At 65.4% G+C, this 26,766-nt stretch carries 22 protein-coding genes and 7 pseudogenes; 15 read left to right on the top strand and 14 right to left on the bottom strand.

The features are described from left to right. Window positions 1-2 precede the first annotated feature (2 nt). The 4 genes from AC2ITM_RS23315 to AC2ITM_RS23300 are packed head-to-tail and all read left to right on the top strand — an operon-like array spanning window position 3 to window position 4,289. Window positions 3-947: an ABC transporter permease gene (locus AC2ITM_RS23315; RefSeq protein WP_486470776.1), complete on the top strand. Its 945-nt coding sequence runs from the start codon at window positions 3-5 to the stop codon at window positions 945-947. Beyond that, window positions 944-1,915: an ABC transporter ATP-binding protein gene (locus AC2ITM_RS23310; RefSeq protein ID WP_486470775.1), complete on the top strand. Its 972-nt coding sequence runs from the start codon at window positions 944-946 to the stop codon at window positions 1,913-1,915. The genes AC2ITM_RS23315 and AC2ITM_RS23310 overlap by 4 nt, the downstream gene beginning before the upstream one ends. Continuing rightward, a complete protein-coding gene (locus tag AC2ITM_RS23305) occupies window positions 1,912-2,856 on the top strand; it encodes an ABC transporter ATP-binding protein (protein ID WP_486470774.1) in 945 nt (314 codons plus the stop codon). The genes AC2ITM_RS23310 and AC2ITM_RS23305 overlap by 4 nt, the downstream gene beginning before the upstream one ends. Next, window positions 2,853-4,289 (top strand): carboxylesterase/lipase family protein, encoded by a 1,437-nt coding sequence (locus tag AC2ITM_RS23300; RefSeq protein ID WP_486470773.1) that lies wholly within the window; start codon window positions 2,853-2,855, stop codon window positions 4,287-4,289. Before AC2ITM_RS23305 ends, AC2ITM_RS23300 begins: the two co-directional genes overlap by 4 nt. Before the next feature lie 476 nt (window positions 4,290-4,765). Here the strand turns inward: AC2ITM_RS23300 and AC2ITM_RS23295 are convergent, their stop codons facing one another. The 4 genes and pseudogenes from AC2ITM_RS23295 to AC2ITM_RS23280 all read right to left on the bottom strand — a co-directional run. Further along, a complete protein-coding gene (locus AC2ITM_RS23295; RefSeq protein ID WP_486470772.1) occupies window positions 4,766-4,900 on the bottom strand; it encodes a hypothetical protein in 135 nt (44 codons plus the stop codon). 82 nt (window positions 4,901-4,982) lie between these two features. After that, window positions 4,983-5,138 (bottom strand): annotated as a pseudogene (locus tag AC2ITM_RS23290) (IS110 family transposase); the annotation flags it as partial. A 103-nt stretch (window positions 5,139-5,241) separates the two neighbouring features. Further along, window positions 5,242-5,433: pseudogene (locus AC2ITM_RS23285) on the bottom strand (transposase); the annotation flags it as partial. Beyond that, window positions 5,429-5,770: pseudogene (locus AC2ITM_RS23280) on the bottom strand (integrase core domain-containing protein); the annotation flags it as partial. The pseudogenes AC2ITM_RS23285 and AC2ITM_RS23280, both read right to left, overlap by 5 nt. A 6-nt stretch (window positions 5,771-5,776) precedes the next feature. Here AC2ITM_RS23280 and AC2ITM_RS23275 point away from each other — a divergent pair. After that, window positions 5,777-5,869 (top strand): annotated as a pseudogene (locus tag AC2ITM_RS23275) (IS5/IS1182 family transposase); the annotation flags it as partial. Window positions 5,870-5,961: 92 nt separating this feature from the next. On the opposite strand, the gene AC2ITM_RS23270 reads toward AC2ITM_RS23275, so the two are convergent. From AC2ITM_RS23270 to AC2ITM_RS23250, 5 genes are all read right to left on the bottom strand, one after another. Beyond that, on the bottom strand, window positions 5,962-7,812 hold the full coding sequence (locus AC2ITM_RS23270; RefSeq protein WP_486470771.1) for a SulP family inorganic anion transporter: 1,851 nt from the start codon (window positions 7,810-7,812) through the stop codon (window positions 5,962-5,964). Window positions 7,813-7,970: 158 nt separating this feature from the next. Continuing rightward, a complete protein-coding gene (locus tag AC2ITM_RS23265) occupies window positions 7,971-9,521 on the bottom strand; it encodes a sulfatase (protein ID WP_486470770.1) in 1,551 nt (516 codons plus the stop codon). 30 nt (window positions 9,522-9,551) lie between these two features. Then, window positions 9,552-10,538: a formylglycine-generating enzyme family protein gene (locus tag AC2ITM_RS23260; protein WP_486470769.1), complete on the bottom strand. Its 987-nt coding sequence runs from the start codon at window positions 10,536-10,538 to the stop codon at window positions 9,552-9,554. 1 nt (window position 10,539) lies between these two features. Beyond that, window positions 10,540-12,105: a sulfatase family protein gene (locus AC2ITM_RS23255; protein ID WP_486470768.1), complete on the bottom strand. Its 1,566-nt coding sequence runs from the start codon at window positions 12,103-12,105 to the stop codon at window positions 10,540-10,542. A gap of 188 nt (window positions 12,106-12,293) precedes the next feature. After that, window positions 12,294-13,193 carry a LysR family transcriptional regulator gene (locus AC2ITM_RS23250; protein WP_486470767.1) on the bottom strand — a complete coding sequence of 300 codons (900 nt, stop codon included), beginning with the start codon at window positions 13,191-13,193 and terminating at the stop codon, window positions 12,294-12,296. 123 nt (window positions 13,194-13,316) lie between these two features. On the opposite strand from AC2ITM_RS23250, the gene AC2ITM_RS23245 reads away from it, so the two are divergent. The 6 genes and pseudogenes from AC2ITM_RS23245 to AC2ITM_RS23220 form a co-directional block, all read left to right on the top strand. Continuing rightward, entirely contained in the window at window positions 13,317-15,122 is a 1,806-nt protein-coding gene (locus AC2ITM_RS23245; RefSeq protein WP_486470766.1) for a sulfatase-like hydrolase/transferase, read from the top strand. Between the two features lie 218 nt (window positions 15,123-15,340). Then, window positions 15,341-16,312 (top strand): tripartite tricarboxylate transporter substrate binding protein, encoded by a 972-nt coding sequence (locus AC2ITM_RS23240; protein ID WP_486470765.1) that lies wholly within the window; start codon window positions 15,341-15,343, stop codon window positions 16,310-16,312. A gap of 83 nt (window positions 16,313-16,395) precedes the next feature. Continuing rightward, window positions 16,396-16,848 (top strand): tripartite tricarboxylate transporter TctB family protein, encoded by a 453-nt coding sequence (locus tag AC2ITM_RS23235; protein WP_486470764.1) that lies wholly within the window; start codon window positions 16,396-16,398, stop codon window positions 16,846-16,848. 10 nt (window positions 16,849-16,858) lie between these two features. Beyond that, entirely contained in the window at window positions 16,859-18,373 is a 1,515-nt protein-coding gene (locus AC2ITM_RS23230) for a tripartite tricarboxylate transporter permease (protein ID WP_486470763.1), read from the top strand. Window positions 18,374-18,448: 75 nt separating this feature from the next. Further along, the gene (locus AC2ITM_RS23225; RefSeq protein ID WP_486470762.1) at window positions 18,449-19,933 is read left to right on the top strand and encodes a sulfatase family protein; all 1,485 of its coding nucleotides are present in this window, start codon (window positions 18,449-18,451) and stop codon (window positions 19,931-19,933) included. A gap of 292 nt (window positions 19,934-20,225) precedes the next feature. Beyond that, window positions 20,226-20,336: pseudogene (locus AC2ITM_RS23220) on the top strand (AAA family ATPase); the annotation flags it as partial. Window positions 20,337-20,354: 18 nt separating this feature from the next. Here the strand turns inward: AC2ITM_RS23220 and AC2ITM_RS23215 are convergent. The 4 genes from AC2ITM_RS23215 to AC2ITM_RS23200 form a co-directional block, all read right to left on the bottom strand. Further along, a protein-coding gene (locus tag AC2ITM_RS23215) for an IS5 family transposase (protein WP_486470761.1) occupies window positions 20,355-21,145 on the bottom strand; the annotation gives its coding sequence in 2 pieces (ribosomal slippage) (window positions 20,355-20,827 and window positions 20,827-21,145; 792 coding nt in all). A 151-nt stretch (window positions 21,146-21,296) separates the two neighbouring features. Beyond that, window positions 21,297-22,217, bottom strand: a complete 921-nt coding sequence (locus AC2ITM_RS23210) for an amidohydrolase family protein (RefSeq protein ID WP_486470760.1) — start codon at window positions 22,215-22,217, stop codon at window positions 21,297-21,299. 419 nt (window positions 22,218-22,636) lie between these two features. Further along, the gene (locus tag AC2ITM_RS23205; protein WP_486470759.1) at window positions 22,637-23,293 is read right to left on the bottom strand and encodes a relaxase/mobilization nuclease domain-containing protein; all 657 of its coding nucleotides are present in this window, start codon (window positions 23,291-23,293) and stop codon (window positions 22,637-22,639) included. Between the two features lie 6 nt (window positions 23,294-23,299). After that, entirely contained in the window at window positions 23,300-23,785 is a 486-nt protein-coding gene (locus AC2ITM_RS23200) for an ABC transporter permease subunit (protein WP_486470758.1), read from the bottom strand. Between the two features lie 4 nt (window positions 23,786-23,789). On the opposite strand from AC2ITM_RS23200, the pseudogene eutB reads away from it, so the two are divergent. Continuing rightward, window positions 23,790-24,092 (top strand): annotated as a pseudogene (eutB, locus tag AC2ITM_RS23195) (ethanolamine ammonia-lyase subunit EutB); the annotation flags it as partial. Here the strand turns inward: eutB and AC2ITM_RS23190 are convergent. Then, window positions 24,089-24,313 (bottom strand): annotated as a pseudogene (locus AC2ITM_RS23190) (DUF6927 domain-containing protein); the annotation flags it as partial. The pseudogenes eutB and AC2ITM_RS23190 sit on opposite strands and share 4 nt — an antisense overlap. Between AC2ITM_RS23190 and AC2ITM_RS23185 the strand changes: the two are divergent. The 3 genes from AC2ITM_RS23185 to AC2ITM_RS23175 all read left to right on the top strand — a co-directional run bounded on the left by AC2ITM_RS23185 (window position 24,245) and on the right by AC2ITM_RS23175 (window position 26,690). Beyond that, entirely contained in the window at window positions 24,245-24,664 is a 420-nt protein-coding gene (locus tag AC2ITM_RS23185; protein WP_486470821.1) for a TatD family hydrolase, read from the top strand. The pseudogene AC2ITM_RS23190 and the gene AC2ITM_RS23185 overlap by 69 nt on opposite strands. 288 nt (window positions 24,665-24,952) lie before the next feature. Next, window positions 24,953-25,783, top strand: a complete 831-nt coding sequence (locus tag AC2ITM_RS23180; RefSeq protein WP_486470757.1) for a type IV toxin-antitoxin system AbiEi family antitoxin domain-containing protein — start codon at window positions 24,953-24,955, stop codon at window positions 25,781-25,783. Continuing rightward, complete coding sequence (locus AC2ITM_RS23175; RefSeq protein WP_486470756.1) at window positions 25,773-26,690, top strand: nucleotidyl transferase AbiEii/AbiGii toxin family protein; 918 nt, start codon at window positions 25,773-25,775, stop codon at window positions 26,688-26,690. The genes AC2ITM_RS23180 and AC2ITM_RS23175 overlap by 11 nt, the downstream gene beginning before the upstream one ends. The last annotated feature ends 76 nt before the right edge of the window (window positions 26,691-26,766 follow it).

Below are 26,766 nucleotides of genomic sequence, written 5' to 3'. Positions count from 1 at the left end.
CCATGTTGCGCTATCTTGCCAAACGCATCCTGCTGATCCTGCCGACCATCTTCGTGCCGCTGGTGCTGGTCTTCCTGCTGCTGCGGCTGTCGCCGGGCGATCCGGCGGGGATGATGCTGGGCGACCAGGCCACGCCCGAACAGATCGCGGCGCTGCGCGCCCAGCTGGGGCTGGACCAGTCGATCTGGATCCAGTTCGCGATCTGGCTGAAGGACATCCTGACGCTGAACCTGGGCCAGTCGATCTTCTTCCGCGAACCGGTCATGGCCATCGTGCCGCGCTACGCCGCCGTCACCCTGATGCTGAGCGGCATCGCCCTGGCGCTGGCCATCGCGGTGGGGGTGGGCGCGGGCCTTCTGGCGGCGCTGTTCCGCAACCGGCCGCTGGACCGGGGCATCGTCACCACCTCGGTGCTGGGGATCTCGCTTCCGGAATTCTGGTTCGCGCTGCTGCTGATCTTCCTCTTCGCGGTGGTGCTGCGCTGGTTCCCGGTGGCGGGCTACAATCCGCCCTCGGCCGGGGTGCTGGCCTTCGCCGCCACCATGGTGCTGCCGGCACTGGCGCTTGGCATCCGGCAATCGGCGCTGATGACGCGAATGATGCGCTCGTCGATGCTGGACGTGCTGAACGAACCCTACATCACCACCGCCCGCGCCCAGGGTCTGCCGGAACACCGCGTCATCGGCCGCTACGCCATGCGCACCGCCGCGATGCCGGTGGTCACGGTCGCGGGCCTTTCGGCCAGCTACCTGCTGGGCGGCGCCGTCGCGATCGAGATCATCTTTGCCCTGCCCGGCCTGGGTCGGATGCTGGTCGAGGCCGTCGGACGGCGCGACTACCCGCTGGTCGAGGGCGGCGTGCTGACGATCTCGCTGATCCTGGCGATGCTGAACCTGCTGATCGACCTGATCTATGCCTGGCTGGACCCGAGGATCCGTTACCAATGACCGAAACCGTCCTTTCCGTCGACCGCCTGGGCCTTGGCTTTCGCACAGGCGGGGGCTTCCTGCCCATCGTCACCGACATCTCCTTCGACGTCGCCCGCGGCGAAGCCGTGGCGCTGGTGGGCGAAAGCGGCTGCGGCAAGTCGATCACCGCGTCCGCCATCATGGGGATCGCGCCGCGCCATGCCGTGATCAGCGGCAGCATCCGCCTGAACGGCACCGAGATCGCCGACCTGCCACCGAAGGCCCGCCGGGCGCTGTGCGGCCGCCACATGGGCTATATCTTCCAGGAGCCGATGACGGCGTTGCACCCGACCCTGACCATCGGCGCCCAGATGAGCGACAGCCTGCGCCACAACCTGGGCCTGTCGCGCCGCGCCGCCCTGGACCGCGCGGCCGAGCTTCTGGACCGCGTGGGCATCCCCCGCGCCCGTTCCATCCTGCAGGGCCATGTCCACGAGCTGTCGGGCGGGATGCGCCAGCGAGTGATGATCGCGCTGGCCGTGTCGTGCAGCCCCTCGCTGGTGATCGCGGACGAACCGACCACCGCGCTCGACGTGACGATCCAGGCACAGGTGCTGGAACTGCTGGACGAGATGCGCCGCGAGATGGACCTGGGGCTGCTGTTCATCACCCATGACCTGGAGGTGGTGGGCGATTTCTGCGACCGGGCCGTGGTGATGTATGCAGGCGACGTGATGGAACGCGGCGCCACCCGCGACATCGTGCGCCGCCCCAGCCACCCCTACGGGCGCGGGCTGATCGATGCGGTGCCCTCGGACGGGCCGCTGCCCGATCGCCTGACGCCGATCCCGGGATCGGTGCCGCCGGTCGGCCACTGGCCGCAGGGCTGCCGCTTTGCCCCCCGCTGTGCCCGCGCCTCGGCGCGCTGCCGCGACAGCCGGCCCGACCTGGGGCCGGTGCACGACACCGATGTCCGCTGCTGGCATCCGCTGGAGGTCCCCGCATGAGTTCCGAACCCCTGCTGGCCGTCGAGGGCCTGTCGAAATCTTTCCGCGCCGTGCAGGCGGTGCGCGATGTCAGCTTCTCGATCCCGCGCGGCAAGACCTTCGGGCTGGTCGGCGAAAGCGGCTCGGGCAAGTCGACGACGGCGCGGCTGGTGCTGCGCCTGATCGAGCCCACCTCGGGCCGGATCCGGTTCCGCGGCACCGATCTCGCGGCGCTGCCGGCACGCTTGCTGCGGGCGGAACGCGCGCATATGCAGATGATCTTCCAGGATCCCTACGGCTCGCTCAATCCGCGGATGTCGATCCGCGACACCCTGGTCGAGCCGCAGCAGGTGCATGGCATCGGCAGTCCCGAAACCCGCCTGCGCACCGCCCAGCGGCTGCTGGACGAGGTCAGCCTGCCGCGCGCGGCCCTGGACCGCTTTCCGCATGAATTCTCGGGCGGGCAACGCCAGCGCATCGCCATCGCCCGGGCCCTGGCCACCAACCCCGAGCTGATCGTCGCGGACGAGCCGGTCTCGGCGCTGGACGTATCGGTGCAGGCGCAGGTGCTGAACCTGATGCGCGACCTGCAGGACCGCCATGGCACCACGATGCTGTTCATCAGCCACGACCTGCGGGTGGTTCGCTTCATGTGCGACGAGATCGGCGTGATGTACCTGGGCCAGATCGTCGAACGCGGCCCGCGCGAGCGTCTTTATGCGACCCCCGCGCATCCCTATACCCGCGCCCTGCTGGCCAGCGTGCCGGGACAGGGCCGCGCCCCGCAGGCCCGCCTGGGCGGCGAGATCCCGAGCGCCCATGCCATCCCCTCGGGCTGTGCGTTCCGCAGCCGCTGCCCCCTCGCCCGGCCCCGCTGCGCCGAGGAAGCCCCCGCCCTGCGCCCCGTCGCCGACGGCCACCTGAGCGCCTGCCACTATGCCGAAGAAACGGTGTCGGCGTGAACGCGCCGGTGATCACCGCGGAGGCGGCGCGCTATCACGGGGCCGAGGCGGCCGGGGTCGCGGCCTACCTGGGGCTGCGCTACGCCGAACCGCCGCTGGGCGCGCGGCGCTTCGGCCCGCCGCTGCGCCATGCGGCGCAAGGCGACGTGGACGCGACGCGCCCCGCCCCGGCCCCGCCGCAGATCCTGCAGCCGGTCCCCGACTGGGCGCCGCGCGGCGCGGGCTTTGTCACCGACGAGGACTGCCTGAAGCTGAACCTGTGGACGCCGCTGCCGATGGGCGCGCCGAAGCCGGTGATCGTGCATGTCTTCGGCGGCGGCTTCCAGGGCGGCTCGGCCTCGGGGACCTTCCATGACGAGGCTGGTTTCGTCCGCCGCGGCGATGTCGTGCTGGTGCGGCCCGCGATGCGGGTGGGGGCGCTTGGCTTCCTGGACCTGGGCACGGCCTTCGGCGGCGGCCGGGCGGCGGCAAACCGCGGCCTGCTGGACCTGGTGGCGGCGCTGCACTGGGTGCAGGACAATATCGCGGCCTTCGGCGGCGATCCCGGGAACGTGACGCTGGTGGGCATGTCCTCGGGGGCGTTCACCATCTCGGCGCTGTTCGGCCTGGAGGGGGTGGCGCAGCTCTTCCGCCGCGCCTGGGTGATGAGTGGCTCGACCGGACGGATCATCGATGCGGCCACGGCCCGGGCGATCGGAGCCGACGTCCTGGCGCGCTGCGGCGTCACGCCGGGCGATCAGGCCGCCCTGCAGGCGCTGCCGGTGGCACAGCTTCTGGCGGTGCAGGGGCAGGTCCTCGACACCCACCTGGGCCATCGCAACGCCCCCGGCGGGCGTACCTTCGGCATCGTCCACGACGGCATCAGCCTGCCGCGCCTGCCGCAGGAGGGGCTAGCCTCGGGCATCTTCCGGGACCACGGCCTGGTCGCCGGCTGGACGCGCGAGGAAGCCCGGCTGTGGTACGCCCTTGGCATCATGCCCGCGCCCGCGGACACCGCGGCGCTGCGCGACACCATTGCCCGCTTCTTCCCCGACACCGCCGATGCCCGCCTGCAGCAGCTGATCGCCGACCGGCCCGGCGCCAGCCTGTCCGAGCTGGAAAGCACCTTCCTGTCGCGCACCGTCTACCGGGACCCGGCGCTGCGGATGCTGCGCACCCATGCCGACCATGGCGGCGCGGGCTGGGGCTATGAATTCCGCTGGCATCCGCGGGGGCCGCACGCCGCCTTCGGCGCGGCGCACGGCTTTGACGAGCCCTTCGTCTTCGACAGCCTGGGCGAGGGGCGGATGCCGCTGGCCGAAGGCGACCCGACCGCCGCCGCGCTGGCGCAGGTGCTATCGGAGGCCGTGCTGTCCTTTGCCCGCAACGGCGATCCGGGGGCAGGCTTCCCGAGCAACCTCTATGCGCTGACGGACCTGTCGGAACCCGCCTGACGGAGGCCGAAGCGCGCGCGGGCGGCCTCGGTCCAGGGCTGGAAGAGGCTGACCAGGTTGCCCTTGGGGCCGCACCACCTTAAAGGTGTGATTAATTTACGACCACAATCTGTGCAAGAGTTGCATCTGACGATTCACACGGCAACGGGGGACAGGCCCAGACAATTCCATCAGGCTCGTTACGAAACCGTTCGCCAGTGGGCACTGGCCATGTATGGATAGCCCCTTGGCAAGAGCATTATTCGGTTTTGGCATTCAGGTCGGTCGCAGCCATGTATACGGTGTCAGTTTGCAGCATTATGGCCGCGCGCCTTGATGAAGTCAGCCGGCGGTCGGGTCCGATCAATGGCACGCGCTCGAAGGCGCTTCGGTCTGAACTGGGTGACCCGTTCCGCTTTTTAACGTCCCTGTGCCATCACCTCACATCGCGCCTCACCAACTCCTGGCCTGCCGTCCTGAGGGCGGCCACTGTTTTTCTACGCCAACGCGGTCCGGTAACTCTCGCCGCTTCTGACCAGCACCCAGAACGTGCGCGCCATGCGGTTAGCCAGTACGATTGCGACCACCTTCGCCGGCTTGCGGTCGAGCATCTGGTCGAGCCAGTCGGGCATGGCATTCCTGTCTGTCGTTCGCCGTCCGCGCCGCGCGTTCGCTATCGGTCTCGAACGCAGTAGCGCAACCCTGGCGCCCCTACATGCCAACCAGACACGGCTCAAGCCGCGAGAAAAACAGCAGAAGCTGTGCGTGCCTTAACTGGCGACGCCACACCACGGTCCCATTCGTGCTGACGCCGTGAACTTGCAAGACATTCTTGGCCAGATCGAGGCCGGCCGTGATAGGCTGTACCATGGAGGACTCCTTTCGGGTGACTATATATCCAGACCTACCTTGGCACATCGCGATGCCGTTGGTGGAGCCCTCCACACCATCAATGGCACCTCACTGGCTCACCCTGGCGGAGCGGCGGCTCGAGGAGAACCTTGAGAGACAGGCAGGCCTGGATCACGGCGTCGCTATAGGCCCGTTGTCGGCCGCGCCGCTCGGACGGCGCCGCGTCCCATTGCATCGAGGGGTCGAATCAGACCGGCAGCGAACCGCGTCCCCTGAGCACCTGATTTGTGTGATCTGGAGAGATCGTTTCAATTTTGCCTTCGTCGCGGCCATGCGTCTCTGGGCGCAATGAACTCTCTTTCCAAGTCATAGGCAGCCTCGATCTCCTCTCCGAGCGGTGCGTCGTGTAAGCGCGCGCAAACCCGATCTATGGGTGCCAGGCCACCCAGGCCGTCGTGCGGACGCTCCCAGTTGTAGAAGTGCTGCCATTCGGCAAGAAGCCGATCCAGATCGGGGTCGTCGAGGTCCACCGTTGGCCAGAACTCTTCAAGCCCGGTCTTCTGGACGCGTTCGACCTTGCCGTTGAGATGCGGCGACCTAGGCCGGATCGGGCGGAACTTGATCCGCCAGTCGCGGAGCTGCTGCTGGACCTTGCGCAGTGGCTACTTGCTGACCGAGGCTATGATATCGATTGGTTCCGCGAAGCCTATCAGGACAAGGGGATCAGGGCCTGTATTCCATGCCGCAAGCCCCCCATCATCCGGGCGAAAACGCCCATGTTGCTCCAGCGCTTCCATCGGTTGCCCCCAATGCCAGAGCAGACGCGCGCGGCAAGGGCCGCTCAGGACGGTGGCGGCGGGCACTCCCGGAAGATGCGGGCCGGGCATCTTGCGCAGATGGCCGGATCCAGCCGCGGCACGATTTCGGCGATGGCGTCGCGCTTGCTGAGATGGATCCTTTCGCGGCCCAGGGATTTCAGAACCCGGAAGCGCGCCAGCTTGTCCAGCGAGCGCAGCGTCACCAGTTTCAAGTGGAAGGCGCCGCCGATCCGGCTGCGCAGGCGCGCTTCCTCGACCAGAAGCTCCGCCGCCGGCAGGTCGATTTCGCCGCTGCCCGAGGTGATGAACAGGATATGCTTCTGCGAGGGACGTTCCAGGCGGAAGCGGTGGAATTCGCGCCGGATCGCCTCTGTCGTGCCGAAGTAGAGCGGCCCGTCCAGATTGGCGATCATCAGTTGCGGACATTCATTCAGCTCATAAAGCCGGGCACTGCGCAGCGAATGATTGGGCGTGTCCGGGTCGGGGGCGCAGACCGCGATCACCGGGCGCGCGATGCGCATCAGGAACAGCACCAGCGACATCAGCACGCCGACATAGATGGCGAATTCCAGGTCGACCAGCAGTGTCGACAGAAAGGTCGTCACGGCAATGGCGGCCTCGGCATTCGAGGTGCGGAACAGGTGACGCAATTCGTGGAAATCGATCAGGCGCCAGGCGACCAGGGTGATGACCCCGGCCATCCCGGCGATCGGTACGATGGCGAAAAGCGGGGCGACCACCAACAGGATCACCAGCAGGAAGACCGAGGCGAAGATCTGCGCCAGCGGCGTCTGTGCCCCGGCATCGAAATTGACCCCCGAACGGGTGAACGAGGCCGACGAGGGATAGCAGTGAAACAGGCTGCCCACCACGTTCGACAGGCCCTGCCCCATGAATTCGCGATTGCCATCCAGCATCTGTCCGGACTTCGCCGCCAGGGCGCGGGCCACCGACATTGCCTCCAGCAGGCAGACCAGCGCGATGGCGAAGGCACCCGAGGCCAGCGATTTCACCCCGTCAAGCGACAGCTCGGGCAGGCCAAAGGTCGGCACCACCGAGGAAATCCGCCCAACGGTGACCATGCCGGCCCCCGTGCCACCCAGGGCCAGGCTCAGCCCGGTGGCGATCACCAGGGCTATCAGGTAGTTCGGCCAACCAGGACGGAACCGCCGCACCAGGATGCCGACCGTGATCGCGGTCACCGCCACCGCTATCGCACGCGGATCGGCCTGGGGCAGGTCGTGGACCAGGGTCAGGATGAAGGGCACGACATGTTCGGGCCTGGGCAGATCCAGCCTGAAGATGTCACCGATCTGGCTGAGCGCGATCAGTGTCGCGGCCCCGGCGACGAAGCCCGTCATCACCGAATGCGACACGAAATCGACCACGCTGCCCAGGCGAACGAAGGCCAGTGCCAGCTGGATCAGCCCGACCAGCAGGGCCAGGGTGACTGCAGCGGCGATGAACTCGGGCGAGCCGGGTATCAGGTGGCCGCTGAGCGCCCCGAAGACCAGCGCCGAAATCGCCGTTGCCGGACCCGAGGCCGAATGCCAGCTGGACCCGAAAAGCGCGGTGATCACCGGAGGCACGATGGCTGTGAAGAACCCGTATTGCGGCGGCAGCCCGGCGATGGCGGCAAAGGCCACGCTTTGCGGCAGCGACAGCGTGGCGCCGGTCAGACCGGCGAATAGATCGGCCCGGATCGTGCGGCGATTAACCAGCCGGATCCAGTCCGGTCGGGTGGTCAGATCGCGCCCCGCCTGTCGTAAAAGCCGTGCCGCCGTCGTGCCCCAGCTGCCCCGGGGGGGCTTGCCGTCGGAAATCTCCTTCGACCGTTTCGTTGAACCTGTGGCGACCCAGGGTTCCATGCGCATGCGTCCATTTCGATAGAGAGTGGGGCCACCGCCCGCTGGGGCGGCAACCGGCAACCGGCTGTGGGGATGTGGGCGGCCCGGGCGGCGGGCCGTGCAGGCCAGTGCAGGCCAGCGTCGGCCGCTTTGGCGTGGCCGGCGCTGGCTGTGCTCTGGTCGCGCTATTGCGCCGCCGACATTGCGGCGCTGTCGCGGCTGTCCGACGCCGGGGCAAGCCCGTACCAGCTGTAAAGTTCCGCCGGCGCGTCATGGGCCATCATGTAGGCGCGCAGGCCCGCGTACAGGCGTGCTTCGACCGCGGCGTCACGGATCGGCGCGGCCTGGTCCGGATCGGCTGCCAGATCATACAGTCTGAAACCCGGGTCCTCGAACCCGCCATGGCCATTGGGGGGGCGGCTGGCCGTCGGCAGGGCATCGATGCGCAGCAGTGGCACGCCGCGGCAGAAATCGAAGGGCGCAGACAATTGCGCGCTGCGCAGTTCCTCCGGCTGGAAGGGCCGCATCATGTGCTGGGGCATCAGCGTGTATTCATGCAGCCCCCCGCCCTTGCTGTCGGGCGGGTAGTGCAGCATCACGTAGCGGCCATCGGTGACACCGACCGGCCCGCCGAACAGGCCAAAGCCGACCACCCGTTCCGGGTTGGAGCCTTCCCGCAGCAGATCCAGTGCCGAGCGTCCCGTCACTTCGGGCCCCGGGGGACTGCCGAAGATATCCAGCAGGGTCGGCATCACGTCGATGGTCTGGGTCAGGCCAGAGACCCGCATTCCGCCGCGATCCGCGAGGTCGGGATGCCACAGCAGCATCGGCGTATGCACCACCTCTTCGTAATAGGGCATCAGGCTCTTGCCCCACCAGCCGTGTTCGCCCAGCAAAAAGCCATGGTCGGTGGTCAGGACGATGGCGGTGTCCTGCCACATGTCATGGGCATCCATGTAATCCAGCAAGCGGCCCAGGTAGGCGTCGCACATCCGCACCAGCGCCGCGTAATTGGCCCGGATTTCCGCCACCGCCTCATCGCTTTCGCCGACGCGCTTGTAGTCGGGCCAGTTCAGCACCGCGCCGCGCCAGGCGCTGTCGCCGTCACGGCGATAGCGGGCGGGAGCGGTGAAGGGTTCATGCGGATCGAACAGTTCCAGCTGCAGCAGCCAGCGGTCCGCCGCCCGGTTCGCCTCCAGGAATTCGAAGGCCGAGGCGAAGCAGCGCGCGATAGGCGTATCGGCCTCGTTGGTTTCGTATTCCAGATTGACCAAATGCTGCAGCCGCGCCGGTTTCTTCTGCGGGTCGTAATGGGCATGGCTGTAGCGTTCGGCGAACCGCTCCAGCGGCGGGTTCACCATCGCCTTCCAGCAGTCGTATTCCTGGCCACGGATGAAATCCCAGCTGTCGAACCGGGTGTGGAACCCGCTGCCGCCGTCCTGGAAATAGTGGAAGTGATCGGTGACCAGATGGCTGTAGACGCCGGCGCCTCGCAGATCGTCACAGAACGAGCGGTCATAGGGCTCCATCGGGCCCCAGCTGCGGTGAAAGAAGTTCGCCCGCCCGGTCTGGATGTCGCGCCGTGCCGGGATGCAGGGCAGGCTGCCGGCATAATGGCGATCAAAGCGGGCCCCGCGCGCGGCAAGGCGGTCGAAATTCGGCGTACCGATGGTGCCGCCGTAACAGTCGAGCGCAGCACGGTTGAGCGAGTCGAACAGAAGGAAAATGGCTCTCATGCGGGATGATCCTGGCTGAAGGCAGACCGCTCAGGCGTCATAGAAGACGCGCAACCCGGTGTGCGAGGCGCTGCTGTCGGGGGCGGTGCCCGACCGCGCAGCGATGCGGTAGCGATAGCAATAACTGATATGGCAGAGGAAACTGCCGCCTTTCATGACCCGCAGCCCCTGCTGGCGGGCGCTGGCGTTGCGCGCCGCCGCGCGCCGCCCGACAGAGCGGACGCGGAAGGGATCACCGCCCCATTCCCAGACATTGCCGGCCATGTCGTGCAGCCCCGCACCATTGGCCGGGAAATGCCCGACCGGAGAGGTGCCGATCCAGCCATCCGCGCCGCTGTTGGCCTGGGGGAAGCGCCCCTGCCAGATGTTGGCGGGCAGAAAGCCTGTGTCGTCGGGTTCGCGGTCTCCCCAGGGAAAGCGGGGATCCTGCAGCCCGCCACGGGCGGCATGTTCCCATTCCGCCTCGCCGGGCAGGCGTCCCCCGGCCCAGGCGGCGAAGGCCTGCGCATCCTGCCAGGCGACATGCACCACCGGGTGGTCCATCCGTTCGGCAAGGTCGCTGCCCGGGCCCTCGGGCTGATGCCAGCAGGCGCCCTGGACGGCGGCCCACCAGGGGGTGGTGACAGAGGTCGCGGCGGCCTGCGCGGCGGCGGGCAGCAACCCGCGGAACACCAGACCCCAGCCGAAGCGTTCCGACAGCGTCACATGGCCGGTCTGCGCCACGAAGGCCGCGAAACGGGCATTGGTGACGGGATGGGGATCGACCGCAAAGGCCGGCAGGCGGTGAAACCGCAGGATGCCTTCGCCATCCTCGGGCAGGACCGGGGCACGGGTGCCGGTATGGCTGCGCGCTGCCTGGAAAACCACCGGGGCGGGGCGGTCCGGGGCACCCGCCGCCAGCAGCCACGCGGGCGGCGGCGGGCAGCTGCCCGCCCGCCCTGCCGAGGGAACCGCGGCAAGCGTCGCGCTGCCAGCCGGATCACGCCCCGATCCCCCCGCCTGGGCACAACAGCCCATGTCAGGCCTCTGCCGTGGCCGGGCTGCGGATATCCAGCGCGGCGCGCAGGGCGGCGCTGTCATGTTCCGGGGTATCGCCGATCTCGGCCATGTGGATGTCCAGCTTGTCCAGCAACTTCAGGAAGATGTCGCAATAGGCGGGATTGCCGGCCTGATTGCACAGCTCCATCGGGTCGGCATGGCAATCGAACAGCTCCCATTCCGCCGCCGCCCCGTTCGCCCGCGCCCCCGGCTGGCCCAGGTCGTCATTGTACCAGTAGATCAGCTTGTACTGGCGATCGCGCACGCCGTAATGCGCCCAGGCCTCGTGGATGATGTCGTTGTGCATCCAGTAGCGGTGATAGGCGATCTGGTCCCAATCCGCGGGCGTGCGCCCTTCCAGCGCCGGGCGCAGAGAGCGGCCCTGCATGTAGCTGGGCACGCGCAGGCCGGCATAATCCAGGAAGGTCGCCGCGAAATCGACGTTGGACCCCAGATCCTCGCAGGTTGTTCCCGCCGGGATCGTCGCCGGGAAGCGCGCGAGGAACGGCATGCGATAGCTTTCCTCGTACATGAAGCGCTTGTCGAACCAGCCGTGTTCTCCCAGGAAGAACCCCTGGTCCGAGGTATAGATCACCAGCGTGTTGCGCGTCAGGTCCAGCCGGTCCAGCGTGTCCAGCACCCGGCCCACGCCATCGTCGATGGCCTGGACGGTGCGCAGGTAGCGCGACATGTACCGCTGATACTTGAATTCGGCAAAGGCGGCTGGGTCGTCGAAGTGGAAATTGTGCCCGGTTTCCGCACAGATCACCGTGATCGTTTCGCCCGGCATCAGTTCGGGCACCTTGCGCATCGGCCAGGGGTCGACCATCAGCGCGCCAGAGACCCCGGCCGGGCCTTCGGGCTGGACCAGGCCCAGATCCTCCCACAGCAGGTCGGACTTGATCCGCATCTTGGCCGCCGCCGCCGCCGCCGCGCGATTGGAATAGTCATCGCGGAACGTATCGGGCAGCGGAATCGACCCCGGCGGGTACAGGCCCTTGTGGCGGGGATGGTATTGCCAGTTCCGGTGCGGCGCCTTGTGATGGCACATCAGGAAGAACGGGCGGTCGGCATTGCGTTCGATGAAATCGACCGACATGTCGGTGATGATGTCGGTGGCATAGCCCGGGATACGTCGTCGCCCCTGGGCGGACAGAAAGGCGGGGTCCCAGTAGTCGCCCTGCCCCGGCACCACCTGCCATTCGTCGAACCCGGTCGGGTCGTGGGCCGGCCCCTCGCCCAGGTGCCACTTGCCGAAGATCGCGGTGCGATACCCCCCGGTCCGCAGCGTCTTGGCCACGTTGGGCCAGCGGGCGTCGATATGGGTGTCCAGCGTGGTGACGCCGTTGACGTGGTTATGGGTGCCGGTCAGGATCGTCGCGCGCGAGGGCGTGCAGATCGAGTTGGTGACATAGACGGCGTCATGGCGCAGCCCCTCGTTGGCCAGTCGGTCCAGGTTCGGCGTCTGGTTCAGACCGGCCCCATAGGCGCCGATGGCGCGGGCGGCATGGTCGTCCGACATGATGAAGATGATGTTGGGCTGCACGGCTGATCTCCCCTTCTGACCCGGCCCTCCGGCTTCGGAGCCGGGAAGGGCGGGCACCGAAGCCGGAAAACCGGCATGGTGCCATCGTTGTCTGGTCAGATAGAGCCATTCCGGCATTCCTTTGAAATAGATTGGAGGTGCCAATCATAACCAAAAAGAATGTCTTTCAGCGATCGGGCTCTCAGGGCTCAGGCGTTGGCGCGGTCCCATTCGACCAGTTGACGGACGAATTCGCGCACCACCGGCAGGGTGCGGATGCTTTCCAGACAGCGGATCTGGGTGTCGAAGGTGCGCACCGGATCCGGCAACGCCACCGGCAACAGGTCGTACATGCGGGCAAACCGGGCCACTGGCGTCGGAAGGATGACCAGATTGTCGCTTTCGCGGGCATGCAGCAGCGCCATGTTGATCGAATTCGTCGTCAGGGACACATTCGGCGCCTCTGGCAGACGGGGCAGCACGCGCGGATCATCCTGGGTGATGTCATGCTGGTTGCGCAGCAGGTTGGTCCACTGGAAGCACGAAAGCTCGTCTATGCTGCGGATGTCCATCGCATGCACCGGGTGGTTCTTGCGGGCAAAGACTGCGGCGGTACCGGGATGCAGGGTCCGGGAATGCACGCCGGGTATCGGGTCCTCGAAGCGGTCGACGCTGCTTAATGCGATGTCGATGGCGCGCTCGCGCAGCAATCGGCCCAGGGTGACATGCTGTTCCAGGGTCACCTCGATCCGCAGGCCCGGGAAGCTGGCCTGAAGCGAGCGCGTGATCACCGGCACGACGGTCAACGCCCAGAGCGGCCCACAGCCGATGCGCAGCCGCGAGGAAGAGCCGGTGCGCATCTGGAACAGCTCCTCGCGCACCCGGTCCAGTTCGTTGCGCGTCGCGCGCGCCGCCCGCAGCAGCGCCTCGCCGTATTCGGTCAGTTCGACCCCGCGCGACACCCGGCGGAACAGCTTGACCTGGTGCAGATCCTCCAGCTTCTTGACGCTCTTGGTCAGCGCGGGCTGTGAAATGCCGAAACGCTCTGCCGCGCGCATGAAGCTGCCCATTTCGGCCACATGCAGGAAATTCTCCAAGTTGCGGTCCATGGCATTTCCTCAGGTTATGTATCGGGCAGAATATCGATTTCAGTCGGCCCGACAAGTTCGACATGTCTGGACCATCTGCCATCAGTCCGGGGCGCGTGCCCCGGCGCATGAAAGGACCAGGCCATGTCGCAAGCGCGTCCCAACATTCTCTGCCTCGTGAGCGAGGATTGCTCTCCGCGGATGGGGGCCTATGGCGATCCCCTGGCCCGCACCCCCCATCTGGACCGGCTGGCGGCGCAAAGTGTCACCTACACCAATGCCAATTGCACCGCGCCGGTCTGCGCGCCCTCGCGCTTTGCCATCCTGTCCGGGCGCCATGCCGAAAGCTGTCCCACGGCGCAGCACATGCAGACGCGGGCGCATTATCCGTGCGACTGGCCCAGCTATCCCGAAATGCTGCGCGACGCCGGATATTACTGCACCAACAACTTCAAGACCCACTACAATTCCGACATCGACAGCCAGCGGATCTGGGACGCCTGCTCGCCTCAGGCGCATTGGCGCGACCGGGCGCCGGGGCAGCCCTTCCTGGCGGTGTTCAATCCGATGACGACCCATGAATCCTGCACCTTCACGCCGCAGCCCGGCGCGGTTCAGCCCGCCGATGTCACCCTTCCCGCCTATCTGCCCGACACGCCGGGGATGCGCGAAAGCCTGGCGCGCCAGTACAATGCCATGGCGGCGATGGATGCCGAGATGGGCGCCCGCCTGACGGAACTGGCCGAGGCCGGCCTGGCCGAGGACACCATCGTCTTCTACTTTTCCGATCACGGATCGGCCCTGCCGCGATCAAAGCGCTATTGCTATGACGAGGGCCTGCGGGTGCCGTTGATCCTGCATGTGCCCGAGCGCTGGCGCGGGTTGCTGCCGCTGGCGGCGGGGACACGGGTGCACAGCCCGGTGTCGCTGGTCGACCTGTTCCCCAGCTTCCTGGCGATTGCCGGTCTGGCCGCGCCGGTCGGGCTGCAGGGGGTGCCGCTGCTGGGGCCGAAGCGGAGCGAGCGCCACTTTGCCTTCGCCGGGCGCGCGCGGATGGGGGAACGCTATGACCTGGTGCGCAGCGCGCGTTCGGAACGTTTCCGCTACATCCGCAACTATCAGCCGCATCGTCCGCATGGCCAGTACATCGCCTATGAATGGCTGGGCCAGCACTATCAGGATTTCGAGACGGCGCATCGCGATGGCACCCTGCCCCCCCTGCAGCAGCGCTTCTGGCAACCCAAGCCCTTCGAGGAATTCTACGACATGCAGGCCGATCCGCAGGCGCTGCACAACCTGGCTGACGATGCCGGCTGGCAGGGTGAACTGCAGGCGCATCGCGCGGCGCTTGATGCTCACATTCTTGCGATCCATGACACGGGGTTCCTGCCAGAGGGCAGCCCGGACGAGGACTGGAACCTTTGCCACGACCCCGAGCACTATCCCTTGCCAGAGGTCCTGCACCTGGCGGGGCTGGCGGCACGGCGCGATCCTGAGGCGATCCGATGGCTGTTGCACGACCTGTCCGTCGGGGTGCCGGTACAGCGCTACTGGGCGGCGCAGGGCCTGCTGATCCTCAGCCATCACGGTGTCCGCCTGCCCGCCTGCCTGCCCGCCGCCTATGACAGCGAAGACGATCCCCACACCCGCATCGCCCTGGCCGAAGCGCTGGCGCTGCAATCAGATTCGCCTTTCTGGGCCAGTGAGTTGCTGGGCATACTGGACACAGAGCCGAACCTGTTCGTGAAAAGCCAGGCGCTGCAGGCGCTGACCTATCTGCCCGCCGCGGCCGCGATTGATCCGGATCGGATCGCGCCCTATGTCGACCATGACCGGACCTTCATCCGGCAATCCGCCGACTACCTGCACCGGCGTCTGACGGCTTCGCATGATCCGGCCCGCCCGGTCTATCGGCTGGACCTGCAGGACCTGTCGGTTCAGGCCCTTTGAGCCCAGCGTTGCAGGCCTGGCACCGGGACCGCCCCCGCCGGTCTGCAAGCCGGTATCAGGATCGAAATCTGGCCCTCTCATAACCATTGGAAATATGTTGGCCGGATTAAGCATTTCAAAATTCATGAAAGGGGCGCCAATCTGCGACGACACAGCCGGCGTTCGCACCGGCCGCACCGCGCGTGGGAGTGCGCGGCAGAATTCCTGAGGAGGAGCACATGATCAAGAAACTGGCCATCACCGCCATGGTCACCGCCATGCTGGCCACGGCCGCGCAGGCGGCCGATTTCCCCAGCAAGCCGCTGAAGGTCGTCTTTCCGAACGCGGCGGGCGGGGGTTATTATGCCATTGGTCTGGCGGTCACCAGCGAGATGGAGAAATACATCGGCCAGCCGATCGCCATGCAGTCGATGCCCGGCGCCGCGACCTCGACCGGGACGCGCTATGTCGCCAAGGCGCGCCCCGATGGCTATACGGTGCTCTTCACCCATGATGCGCTGTACCAGGCCGCGGCGCTGAACATGCTGGGCTTCGACCTGTTCGACACGTTGGAACCGATGGCCGAGGTCATCACCACCTCCAGCCTGATCTTCGCCCGCGCCGATGCGCCCTACAACAACCTGACCGAGCTGAAGGCCTATGCCGATGCCCATCCCGGCGCGCTGCGCGGCGCGATCCAGACCGGCGGGCTGCAGCATTCGGGATTTGCCGATTTCGACGACAAGCTGGGGGTGGGCGATGAAATCGCCTTTGTCCATGTCAGCGGCGGGTCTGGTGAATCCAGTGCGGCGCTGATCGCCGGCGATGTCGACCTGTTCCAGGGCAGCGGCATGGCCTCGAAGGGGCTGGTCGAGGCCGGCAAGATCAAGGCACTGGCAGCGCTTGGCAATACCCGCGACCCGAACATGCCCGATATCCCGACGATGAAGGAACAAGGCTTCGAGACGCCCGTCCTGTCCAGCCTGAGCGGCATCTTCTGGATCCGCAAGGACACGCCGGAGAAGATCAAGCAGGTCTGGGAGGACGCGCTGGAAAAGACGATGGCGGACAAGGACGCCGTGCAACGCATGGAACAGAAGACCGGGCTACCGTTCGAATATGTGGCGGGGGATGCCATGACCCAGCAAATCCACGCCAGCTATGATCTGCGCAAGGCCACCATGTCCAAGCTGGGCCTGCTGAGCGAGTAACCAAGAGCGCCGCTGGCCGGGTCGGGCAACCGGTCGCCGGCTGGGGCACTGCGACGATGTCGCCAAGGGAGGAGAGACGGGCCGTGAAGCAATTGGTTTCCGGAACTATATTTACGCTGTTTTCAATCGGGTTCCTGTTGCTGTCGCTCGGGATAAAAGATCCGGGGTTCGACGTGCTGGGGCCGCAGTTCCTGCCCCGGGCAGCGCTGTGGGTGATCCTGGTGCTGGCCCTGATCCAGATCGCCACCGGGCTGCGCGTGCTGCGTGCCGGGCGGACCGAGGACGCCCTGGTGCTGCGTCCCGCCGTCATGCTGCGCCCGGCGGTGACGCTGGTTCTGCTGGTACTGCTGGGGCTGTCACTGGTCGCGGGGGTGCCCTTCTACCTGTCAGGGGCGGTCTTCATGCTGGCCACAGGCGCCATGGTCGTCGACCGCAGCAGCCGGCCCCAGCTGGCCGGTCTGGTGGTGGTCTCGATCCTGCTGCCGGTGGTCATCCGCTACGTCTTCCAGACGATCCTTGTCGTCAACCTGCCCTGAGGCTGCCGCCATGTTGCATTCCTTATTCGACTCTCTCGCGTTTCTGCTGACCCCGGCGGGCCTTGGCTGGTCTCTTCTGGGCGTCGCCCTGGGCGTGGTCGTCGGCGCCATCCCCGGCCTTGGCGGGGGCATGCTGATGGCCCTGCTGCTGCCGATCACCTTTTACATGGACAATGTCCTGGCCCAGACCTTCCTGATCGGTATCTATGTGGGCGGGGTCACGGGGGGCCTGATTTCGGCGGTGCTGCTGTCGGTTCCGGGCACGCCGTCTTCGGTGATGACCACGATCGACGGCGGCGCCATGGCGCAAAAGGGCCTGGCCGCGCGCGCGCTGTCGATCGGCATCATGGCCTCCTTCGTAGGGGGCATGATCTCCTGGGCGCTGCTGCTGACCCTGGCGGTGCCGCTATCCGATGTGGCGTCGCATTTCCGCAGCTTCGACTACTTCGCCTTCGTCCTGCTGGGCATCGTGCTGATCGCCTACATGAGCGGGCGCAACCCCGTGGCGGCGCTGATGTCGGGGGTGCTGGGGATCTTCGTTTCGACCATCGGCTTTGACCAGATCTCGGCGGCGCCGCGCTTTACCTTCGGGCTGGATTTCCTGAGCGACGGTTTCTACATCCTGCCGGTCTTGCTGGGCTGTTTCGCCGTGCGTTCGGTGTTGACGGATCTGATCCGCCCGCCCCAGAGCCAGAAGCAGACCGCGCAGCGCAGCTTCACCATGCGTCAGATCGTGGCAGAAACCGGCCGTACCTTCCGCTATCCGGTGAACCTGCTGCGCTCCTCGCTGATCGGCAGCTGGATAGGCCTGCTGCCCGGCATCGGGTCCAACGTCGCCTCGATCATGTCCTACATGGCCGCCAAGAGCACCGCCCGCCATCCCGAGGAATTCGGTCGCGGGTCGGAAGAGGCGGTGATCGCCTCTGAGGCGGGCAACAACTCTGCCGTGGGGGGCGCGCTGATCCCGATGATCGCGCTTGGCATTCCGGGGTCGGGCCAGGACGTGCTGCTGATGGCCGCGCTCATCATGCATACGATCCAGCCCGGGCCACTGCTGGTCATGCAGCATCCCGACATCTTCTATGGCATCATCATGTCCTTCTTCCTGGCCAATATCCTGACGCTGGTCGTGATGTTCGCCGCGATCAAGCCGATGGCGCGCGTCATTACCATCCCGCACGGCATCCTTGCGCCGCTGGTGATGGTCTTCTGCGTGGTGGGCGTGGTTTCGGCGCAGAACAACATCGACGATGTCTGGGTGATGCTGGGCTTCGGGGTGCTGGGGATCGTGATGACCTCTCTGGACATGCCGATCGCGCCCTTTGTCATCGGTTTTGTCCTGGGTCCCATGGCCGAGGAACGGCTGCGCTCGGCGCTGATGGGATCGAAGGGGGATATCGCTCCGCTGCTGGTCAGCCCGGTGTCGGGGGGCATCACGCTGGTGGCGCTGGTCATCCTGTTCTGGCCGCTCCTGAAGGCGGGCCTGGGCTATCTGCGCCAGCGCCGCGGCGCACAGAACGCCTGAGGCGGCGGCGCACGGACGCAGGGCGGGCGGCCGTCACCAGCCCGCCCGCCAGAGATGAAATCCGGGGAGCATGCCATGCAGCCGAACATCCTTTTCCTCTTCCCCGATCAGTGGCGCGGCGACTGGATCGGCGCGCTGTCGGACCTGCCGTTGCGCACGCCCAACATCGACGCCCTGCTGGGGCGCGGCACGGCGGTCGGGCGCTGCTGGACGCCCTCGCCCCTCTGTGCGCCAGCGCGTTCCTGCCTGGCGACGGGGCGTGCCTATGGCCGCGCGCCGGTGCTGCACAACCTGATGGACAACCCACCCGACACGCCCACGGTCTTTGCCGCGCTGCGCGACGCAGGCTATCAGACCGCGAATACCGGAAAGTCCGACCTGCTGAAGGGCGGCTTTTCCTGGGGGCGGGACGGGCGGCACCGGGTCGGGGACCGCGACGGCCTGGCCGATCTGGGCTTCAGCCACGGGTTCGACAGCTGCGGCAAGAAGGCCGCCGAACGGCTGATCCGCGAAGGGATCGACGACCCCTATACCACGATGCTGCGCGCGCGCGGGCTGGATCAGCTGTTCCATGACGATTACCGCGCCCGCCCGGTTGCCGGCAAGGATCATCCGCCGCTGTCGGACTGGCTTCTGGGGCGGATACGGGAGGTCCCCGGCGCCTATGCCAATGTCGCTCCCGCGCCGATCCCGGACGACGCCTATAACGACAATTTTGTCGGCGCCCTGACACTGGACACCCTGGCCGGTTTCGATCCGGCGCGGCCCTGGTTCGCCATGGTGAACTTCCCCGGTCCGCATGATCCGATGGATGTGACCTCCGCGATGATCCCCGGCTGGCAGGATGTGACCTTCCCCCTGCCCCGCGGCCGCGACAGCGATGATCCCGACCTGCAGCAGGACATCCGCCGCCGCTATGCCGCGATGATCGAAAACCTCGACCGCTGGGTGGGCGTCTATGTCGGCTTCCTGGAAAGCACCGGCCAGCTGGACCGCACGCTGATCGTCTTTGCCTCGGACCATGGCGAGATGCTGGGAGACCTGAACCTCTGGAAGAAACAGGTGCCCTATGAGCCCTCGGTGCATGTCCCGATGATCTTCGCCGGTTCCGGGGTGACGCGCCGTGGCGCGGTGGACAACCTGCCGGGCACGCTTCTGGACCTGCCAGCGACCTTCCTGGCGGCGGCGGGCGCTTCGGTGCCGGAGGGTTGGGACGGGGTGGACCTGGGGCCCTGGCTGGCGGGCGGCGCCTATCCCCGTGGCATCACCACCTCGGGGCTGGGCGCCTGGCGGGCGGCCTGCGACGGGCGCTATAAGGTGATCTGCGGGCTGGATCTGAACTGTTACCAGGAATTCCTGCAATTCGGCGCCTTCGACCTTTGCGCGCTGGAGCGCGGGCAGTTGTACGACCTGCTCGCGGATCCGGGAGAAAGCACTGATCTCTGGGACAGCCTACCCGCCATCCGTGACCGTCTGGTCGAGGAATTGCGCCGGGTCTACAGCGCAGACATTCCCCACATCCACGCCACCCTGGCGCAGAACCCGAACACCTACGTCTGAGCGGCCCCCAGGCGGATGCTCGAGGTCCAGAACCATACCCGCGACGTCAGGATCTTCGAGGATGGCGTGGAGATTGCCCGCCACCCTGTCCTGGAGGGCAAGAACCAGCGCCGTGTCGATCCCAGCCGCCGCAAGGCGCCGCCGAAGCGGCCGGTCGCACGCCCAGAGCGTCCGCCAGGCCTGCGCCGCTCCCTGGACTTCTATGACGCCGTCGGTCGGCGACTGGCCTCCGGAGAGGTGCCAAGTGAACTGGGTGCTGGACCGCGTTCGGGGCGCCCTCGTCGGCCTGAAAATGCCCCGTGCCCTAGAGGCTCTGGATCATACCCTGCATCGGCCGGAGCAGGGCGAAATTACCGCGCTGGAGGCCATCGATATCTTGCTGAGTGAAAAATACTCGCCTAGGCGATGGACTCATTGAGTTTCAGAGCCAGTATATGACGACTGCTGCGAGAGCGATGGCAGAGAAGAATGACTTGGGGCACCTGTCGTATCGGGTTGCTACGGTGAGATCATGAACGCCACAGGTTCGAGAGAATGATCGAGCCCAGTCCTTGAGCCTGCCGAACATGATCTCGATACGATTGCGCCGTTTGTAGCGGCGCTTGTCGTATTTGACCGGGGTCTTGCGCTGCGTCCGTCCAGGGATGCAGGCGCGTATCCCCTTATATTGCAGGGCCTCTCGGAGCCAGTCAGCGTCATAGCCTCGGTCTCCGAGCAGCCAGTCGACCTTCGGCAGGCTGCTCAGCAGCGCCCGCGCACCGATGTAATCGCTGACTTGCCCGGCTGAGACGAAGAAGTTGATCGGACGGCCTTTGCTGTCACAGATGGCATGTAACTTCGTGTTCATGCCTCCCTTGGTGCGACCGATCAGGCGGCCACGCCCCCCTTTTTTGCGCCCAGGCTGGACGCCGTACGATGAGCCTTCAAGTAAGCATCAATCATAGCAGTCTTCTCCTCGTGGTCCTCGCCCGCCAACCCGGCCAGCATCTGAGCAAAGATGTCCTTCTCACTCCACCGCTTCCAACGATTGTAGAGTGTCGTGTGGGGGCGGCATGCGGCAGGCGCATTCCGCCACCGCAAGCCGTTACAATTTATGAAGATAATCCCACTCAACACGCGCCGGTCATCAGCCCGGGGCTTACCGTGCGACTTGGGGGAGTGGGGCGCGAGGCGCACCATCTGCACATCGCCCAGCCAAAAGAGATCAGACATGTCACCGCTCTGTTTTAGCGCGATGAATCATGCCCGTCGGCTCAAATCAATGGGTCCTGAGCCTAAGCACATCTGCGACGCCAGAACGCCGTCCAAACACCCGGGGAAAGCTTACCTATGCGGTCTGGGGCGGTCACATCATCAAATCCCATCAGGCAGTTTCCGCCCACCCGAGCCATTTGCTGATATTTTCGCCCATGATGAACGCGCGATCCTGGTCCGACATGAAATCCAGGCTTGCCCACCATTCTACTTCCTGCGCGTAGGGCACATTGATGAGCGTGATGTCGGACGCGAAGAACATCCGTTCTGGCCCGAACGCGTCGTAGGCCTTGTGGACGAGGGTCTGCATATCGCCGAAGGGGGCGGGCTGTGCCGTCAGGAAGGACACCGTCCCAACCTTGATCGTGACGTTCGACAACCTGGCGATCGGCGCAACCTTGTCGAACGCCTCGACGGCGGCTGCCCCGTGCGGTTTCGTCGACAGGCCGAAGGAATCCAGGCAGAGCTTCAGGCCAGGGTGTTTTTCCGCGATTTCAACCATCGTCGGCAGCGCCAGACCGGCATGGATCGCGAGCGGTATCTTCTTCTCTTCAAGGATCGGCCACAGCCAGTCTCCCTTGCCGGCGGCCAGCCATTCGGCCCCCTTGGGGAAATCCATGAACATGCTCGCGCCGGCCATGCCCTGCGTATCGAGCCAGTGCTCGATCTTGTCCCTGTCCTCTGGCTTGGGGAAATTCAAAAGCCCCATCACCTTGAAACGGTCGGGATATTTCTCGGCGGCTTTCAGGGAATAGCTGTCACCATGGGCAGCCCAGGACGGCGGAATAAGGATGGCGCGCCTGACATTCGCGCTGTCAAGTTCCGCGATCAGCTGTTCCGGCGAAAAAGGCGCCTGCCGCCCGGACTTGCTTGGCTGTTTCTTGCCGCCTGGCGCCCAAATATGGGCCTGGCCATCGGTTATCGTTGCAGGCAACTTGCCCGCGGCATTGGCTGATCGCGGCAGGCAATACGCCGAAGCCGCGGCAAGACCGGCGAGCAGGGCCTCACGCCGGTTGAGACAGAGCGTCATTCCGAAATCCTCCCAGTTTCGCGCCGTCCAGCCGAAGTATCACGCACCTCCCGCGCGCCGAACCTACCTGAAACGGCTCATCGACGACCGGATGTTATGGCAAGGCGCGATTGCGCCCCCATTGGAACAGGACAAAGAGATATCGGAAATGGGCTCTGATGGTGGGGTGGTTGGGCTCAGCCTCGGCTCAAACTTTCCGTTCACCGCAGATCGCTCGAACGGCAGGTTTTGAAATTGGCGAGGCCGTCGAAGGGCTTTGTAGCCCTCGCACACACCGCAACAGCCTCTATCGTTGACGACCACCCCTGTCAGGGCTCCCCTTCGACAGATCCTGCTCACGCTCTGGACTATCGACCGCGTTTCCGCGTCCGCGGGGCACGGAGCGCGTAGCCCTCTGCCCCGCCAGAGACCGGGCCATCTCAGCACGTTGCGTCGTCGTCTCGGTCAACGGTGCGCAACGTCAGGTGCACATGTGGGTGATGCGTATCCGTGTGCAGGGCCATCGCATAGTCATGCCGCCCCCGAAACTCCTGCCTTGCTAAAGCCCTGACCGCGTCTTTCACCGCTTCTGCATTCGCCGTGCCGGGCATCGAAAACACGATGCTGGTCGTGATCCTGGTCCGGTCAGTCGCCGAGCCTTCCCGGCGATCCTCGTCGTGCTTCTCCATCCACTCGCGATAGATCACTCCGACCTGCTGCCGCCCCGAAAAGGTCTCGCCCCGGTCGTTCTCGACCTCGATCTTTCCGTTTCGGCTGATGTAGGCGAGATGCTCTGAGGCCCTGACCGCTTCTGAGGCTCGGCTGACCTTGATCGGATTGCCGGACTTGTCGTTCTTGGCAGGCTTGGACACCTTCACCATGACTTCCGGCGCTCCTTTGACAACACGGGCCAGCCGCGCCTTGTCTGCCGCCGAGATGGTCTGTGCCTGGGCAGAGGAACGATCAGCCTGATCAGCGCCAGCCTTAGGTTTTCGAGTACCGCCACCGACTGATCCGCCTGCCGGTTTGTTCAGTTCCTTGTTGGCAGATGACGACCAGCAATCCTGAAACCCTAGCTCCGACTTGAAGTCGCTCATGGCTGCTCACCTTCCCCAGACTGGAACTGAAAACGGCCTTCTGCATAAACGCTCATGCCGAAGTCCTTTCAGCGGAGTGTCGGGGGTGTGCGAGAATGCCCCCCGGATCGCGCCGACACCGCCCAGCACGACGACTTCGAAAGCCACGATCAGCCGTTCGACCCCGGCATAGGGCGATACGGACGACCGCATGGCGAGCAGGACACCGGCCAGCGCCGCCAGCGCCGCCGCCAGCGCCGCGACCTGGATATGGACACGCCTGACCCGCACCCCCATCAGGGCTGCGATTTCGGGCCGGTCCGATGTGGCACGCACCGCACGCCCGAAGGCGCTCCGGTTGACCAGAAGCCCCAGAACGAGGAAGGCGCCCAGTGCAATGGCCAGCGTGATCAGCGGCAGGACCCCGAAGGTGACCGAACCGATGTCGATCCGCGCCTTGCTGAGATCGCCGATCTCCAGCCCCCTGAGATCGGCCCCGAACAGCGCGACCATCCGCGCCATGACCGTGGGAAATCTGCGCGACTGGCTCCTGTCGCCTGCGGCGAATGCCGCCGGCCTCGCCGCGGCAGCGCCCGGCCTCACGCCGGAAATGGTGGCGGCGGTGTCGAAGCTCACGCGCAATCAGGATCTGATCACGGTGGCCGCCAAGGTCGAGGTCGTCAGCCGGTTTCGCAACACCATCGGCCTCAGGGGGCATCTCGCAACCCGGCTTCAGCCCAATCACCCCTCCGACGATCCCCGCGGGATCGCCGCCGCGATCCTGGACGGCCTGTTGCAGGGTTGCGGCGATGCGGTGATCCTGTCACCCTCGTCGTAATCCGGGATCGCCGCCCAGTTCCGGCAGCGCTGGCGCCAGGCATGAGCGTAGCTGTCGGGATCCTTCAGCTCGGATAGCAGGGACAGAAGGCTGACGGGCGCGCGCGACTCCACCGGGCCCGCAGCCTCCTCCATATCCTTGTAGCCCCAGCAGCCATTGTAATAGCGCGTCAGGAAGATGGCCCCGAAGGTGATCGACCCGTCTCCAAGGTACTCACGGCGCTCGAAGCCACCAGGTTCATTGAAACTTCAAAGGCAGTCTTGCACTGGTTCACAGGAACTCAGGTGAAAGCGCGGCGTGCGGTCGAAAAGGGGTGTTATTTCTCGGTTAATACCGAGATGCTCCGAGCCGAACGGCATCGGTTGTTGGTCGCCTCATTGCCAAGCGACAGATTACAGACGGAAACGGACGGCCCATTCGTGAGAGCCCCGCGCGGCACGGTACGTCCACGCGATGTAAAAGAGACCGTCGTGCAGCTTGCTGAAGCCTTCGATTGCACCACGGGGGCTATGCGGTCGGGGCTTATATCGAACCTGAGAGATTTGTTAAGCTAGGCTGCATCGACTGCGCCGTTGGCAGGAGCGTTCCTGTCTGAACAGTTTGTCCGTTAGACGTACAGCCCCGTCACGGGACCCGGATTGGGTGATCGCCACGCCGCGTACGGATGACCACTTTTGAGATTTTGGTTCAGGTGCCGTGCCGCATCACTGTCAGGCAGCTTTCTCGCGCCAATCACCTTGGCCCTTAAGATATTCTCTTTTTGTCCATCCTTGATGGACTAAATCACAGATTCCCACAGAAACGAGTGGAGTTGCCTTTGAAATTTTGCCATTATGTCCTCCATGAGCGGACAAGAACATGACAAACTAAAGAAACTTCTTGAGGCCGTCCCCGCGGGGTTCTTTGTCGACTCCCATTGGCTTGAATACCATGGGATAGGCCGGCGCTCCTCCTACGCCTATGTCCAACGCGGCTGGCTGGAACGTCTGGGCCGCGGCGTCTTCCGCCGCCCCGCACCAGGCAGTTCCGCCTCGAACACGCTCGACTGGAAGACCTGCCTGCTCTCGCTCCAGCACATCATGCACTACCCTGTCCATATCGGCGGGGCGACGGCATTGGGGCTGCAAGGCTATGCGCATTACCTCTCACTCGGCGACAAGAGCACGGTCTGGCTATACGGCGCGAAGATCCCCAATTGGCTCGAAAAACTGCCGCTCAACGCTGACCTGCGCACCCGCAGCGTGTCGCTGTTCTCTGACCCTGATCTGGGTGTCGTTGACGCCCGAAGCAATCCCGGTGAGACAGCATCAACCCTGCCATGGGATTGGAAACTGGTGATGTCCTCGCCGGAACGCGCGATCCTTGAAGCGCTGGACGAGTTGCCGGATCAGGAGAGCTTTCACAACCTCGACATGGCGTTCGAAAGCCTGACGACACTGCGCCCGAAAACCCTTTCGGCACTGCTCAGAAGTTGCAAGAAGATCAAGGTCAAACGCCTGCTCTTCGTGTTCGCCGACCGCCATGACCATGCCTGGCGCAAACGCCTCGATCCGCAAGAGTTCGATCTTGGCAGCGGTGATCGCGCCTTGGTCAAAGGCGGCAAAATACATCCGCGCTACAGGATCATGGTGCCCGAAGAGTTTGTAAGAAAGGAAGGTGGTCATGGCGCGTGAAGACTATGCCGCCCAGGTGGCCCTGCTCGTACGCATACTCCCATATGTTGCCAGGGAGGAGATATTTGCGCTCAAGGGCGGGACCGCCATCAACCTCTTCTATCGCGACCTTCCGCGCCTCTCGGTCGATATCGATCTGACCTATCTACCCGTCAAGGACCGCGCCGAAAGCCTGGCCGAAATCAACGACGCAATGGACCGGATTGCCGCCGCCATCGAAGGCCACATCGCCGGCGTCAGAACACAGCGCATTGCCGGCGGTGGCGGTGGCGCCACACGGGCGCTCGCCCGCCTCGGCCCAGCCGAGATCAAGATCGAAACATCCCCCGTCACCCGGGGCGTCGTGCATGAACCTGAGCAACGCGAAGTCTCCGAAGCCGTCGAGGAAGCGTTCGGATATGCAGCAATGAACATCGTCTCCTTTGAGGATTTGTTCGGCGGCAAGCTACATGCAGCCCTTGATCGCCAGCACCCCCGAGACCTCTATGACGTCAAACTGCTCTACGAGCACGAGGGGTTTACCGACGCGTTGTTCCGCACCTTTCTGATCTACGTCGCCAGTTCCCCCCGCCCGCCGCACGAACTGCTGAACCCGAACCTGATCGATCTGGATCAGCCTTATACCCGGGAGTTCGAGGGCATGACGAAGGAGCCCACCGACCTCGGCGCGTTGATCGCAACGCGCGACCGCCTGATCGGAGACATCCAAACCCGCATGGATGAAGGCGCGAAGAGGTTCTTGAGAACCCTGCATGAAGGCGATCCCGACTTCGACGCGATCAACCGCCCTCAAGCGGCCGAACTTCCAGCCGTCAGATGGAAGCTCATCAACGTGAACAAGCTGAAGGCAAATGACCCCAAGAAGCATGCTGCCCAAGGGGAGGAGCTGGAAAAGCTCCTCGGCTGAAGATCGGGGCTCCGGGACAATCTGTTCAAAGATCCCGGGATCGAAGCCCGAGCTCCCTCGACGACCGCCGCTCCCA

The organism is Pseudooceanicola sp. NS-SX9, from assembly GCF_057380705.1.
This window is presented reverse-complemented; position numbering and strand designations above follow the sequence as displayed.

Coding starts and splice junctions, on each gene's coding strand:
- AC2ITM_RS23175 (WP_486470756.1), top strand. CDS start 25,773: ATGGCGCGTGAAGACTATGCCGCCCAGGTGGCCCTGCTCGTACGCATA.
- AC2ITM_RS23180 (WP_486470757.1), top strand. CDS start 24,953: ATGAGCGGACAAGAACATGACAAACTAAAGAAACTTCTTGAGGCCGTC.
- AC2ITM_RS23225 (WP_486470762.1), top strand. CDS start 18,449: ATGCAGCCGAACATCCTTTTCCTCTTCCCCGATCAGTGGCGCGGCGAC.
- AC2ITM_RS23260 (WP_486470769.1), bottom strand. CDS start 10,538: ATGGGCTGTTGTGCCCAGGCGGGGGGATCGGGGCGTGATCCGGCTGGC.
- AC2ITM_RS23270 (WP_486470771.1), bottom strand. CDS start 7,812: ATGCGCATGGAACCCTGGGTCGCCACAGGTTCAACGAAACGGTCGAAG.
- AC2ITM_RS23230 (WP_486470763.1), top strand. CDS start 16,859: ATGTTGCATTCCTTATTCGACTCTCTCGCGTTTCTGCTGACCCCGGCG.
- AC2ITM_RS23265 (WP_486470770.1), bottom strand. CDS start 9,521: ATGAGAGCCATTTTCCTTCTGTTCGACTCGCTCAACCGTGCTGCGCTC.
- AC2ITM_RS23250 (WP_486470767.1), bottom strand. CDS start 13,193: ATGGACCGCAACTTGGAGAATTTCCTGCATGTGGCCGAAATGGGCAGC.
- AC2ITM_RS23200 (WP_486470758.1), bottom strand. CDS start 23,785: ATGGTCGCGCTGTTCGGGGCCGATCTCAGGGGGCTGGAGATCGGCGAT.
- AC2ITM_RS23240 (WP_486470765.1), top strand. CDS start 15,341: ATGATCAAGAAACTGGCCATCACCGCCATGGTCACCGCCATGCTGGCC.
- AC2ITM_RS23315 (WP_486470776.1), top strand. CDS start 3: ATGTTGCGCTATCTTGCCAAACGCATCCTGCTGATCCTGCCGACCATC.
- AC2ITM_RS23295 (WP_486470772.1), bottom strand. CDS start 4,900: ATGCCCGACTGGCTCGACCAGATGCTCGACCGCAAGCCGGCGAAGGTG.
- AC2ITM_RS23245 (WP_486470766.1), top strand. CDS start 13,317: ATGTCGCAAGCGCGTCCCAACATTCTCTGCCTCGTGAGCGAGGATTGC.
- AC2ITM_RS23210 (WP_486470760.1), bottom strand. CDS start 22,217: ATGACGCTCTGTCTCAACCGGCGTGAGGCCCTGCTCGCCGGTCTTGCC.
- AC2ITM_RS23305 (WP_486470774.1), top strand. CDS start 1,912: ATGAGTTCCGAACCCCTGCTGGCCGTCGAGGGCCTGTCGAAATCTTTC.
- AC2ITM_RS23205 (WP_486470759.1), bottom strand. CDS start 23,293: ATGAGCGACTTCAAGTCGGAGCTAGGGTTTCAGGATTGCTGGTCGTCA.
- AC2ITM_RS23310 (WP_486470775.1), top strand. CDS start 944: ATGACCGAAACCGTCCTTTCCGTCGACCGCCTGGGCCTTGGCTTTCGC.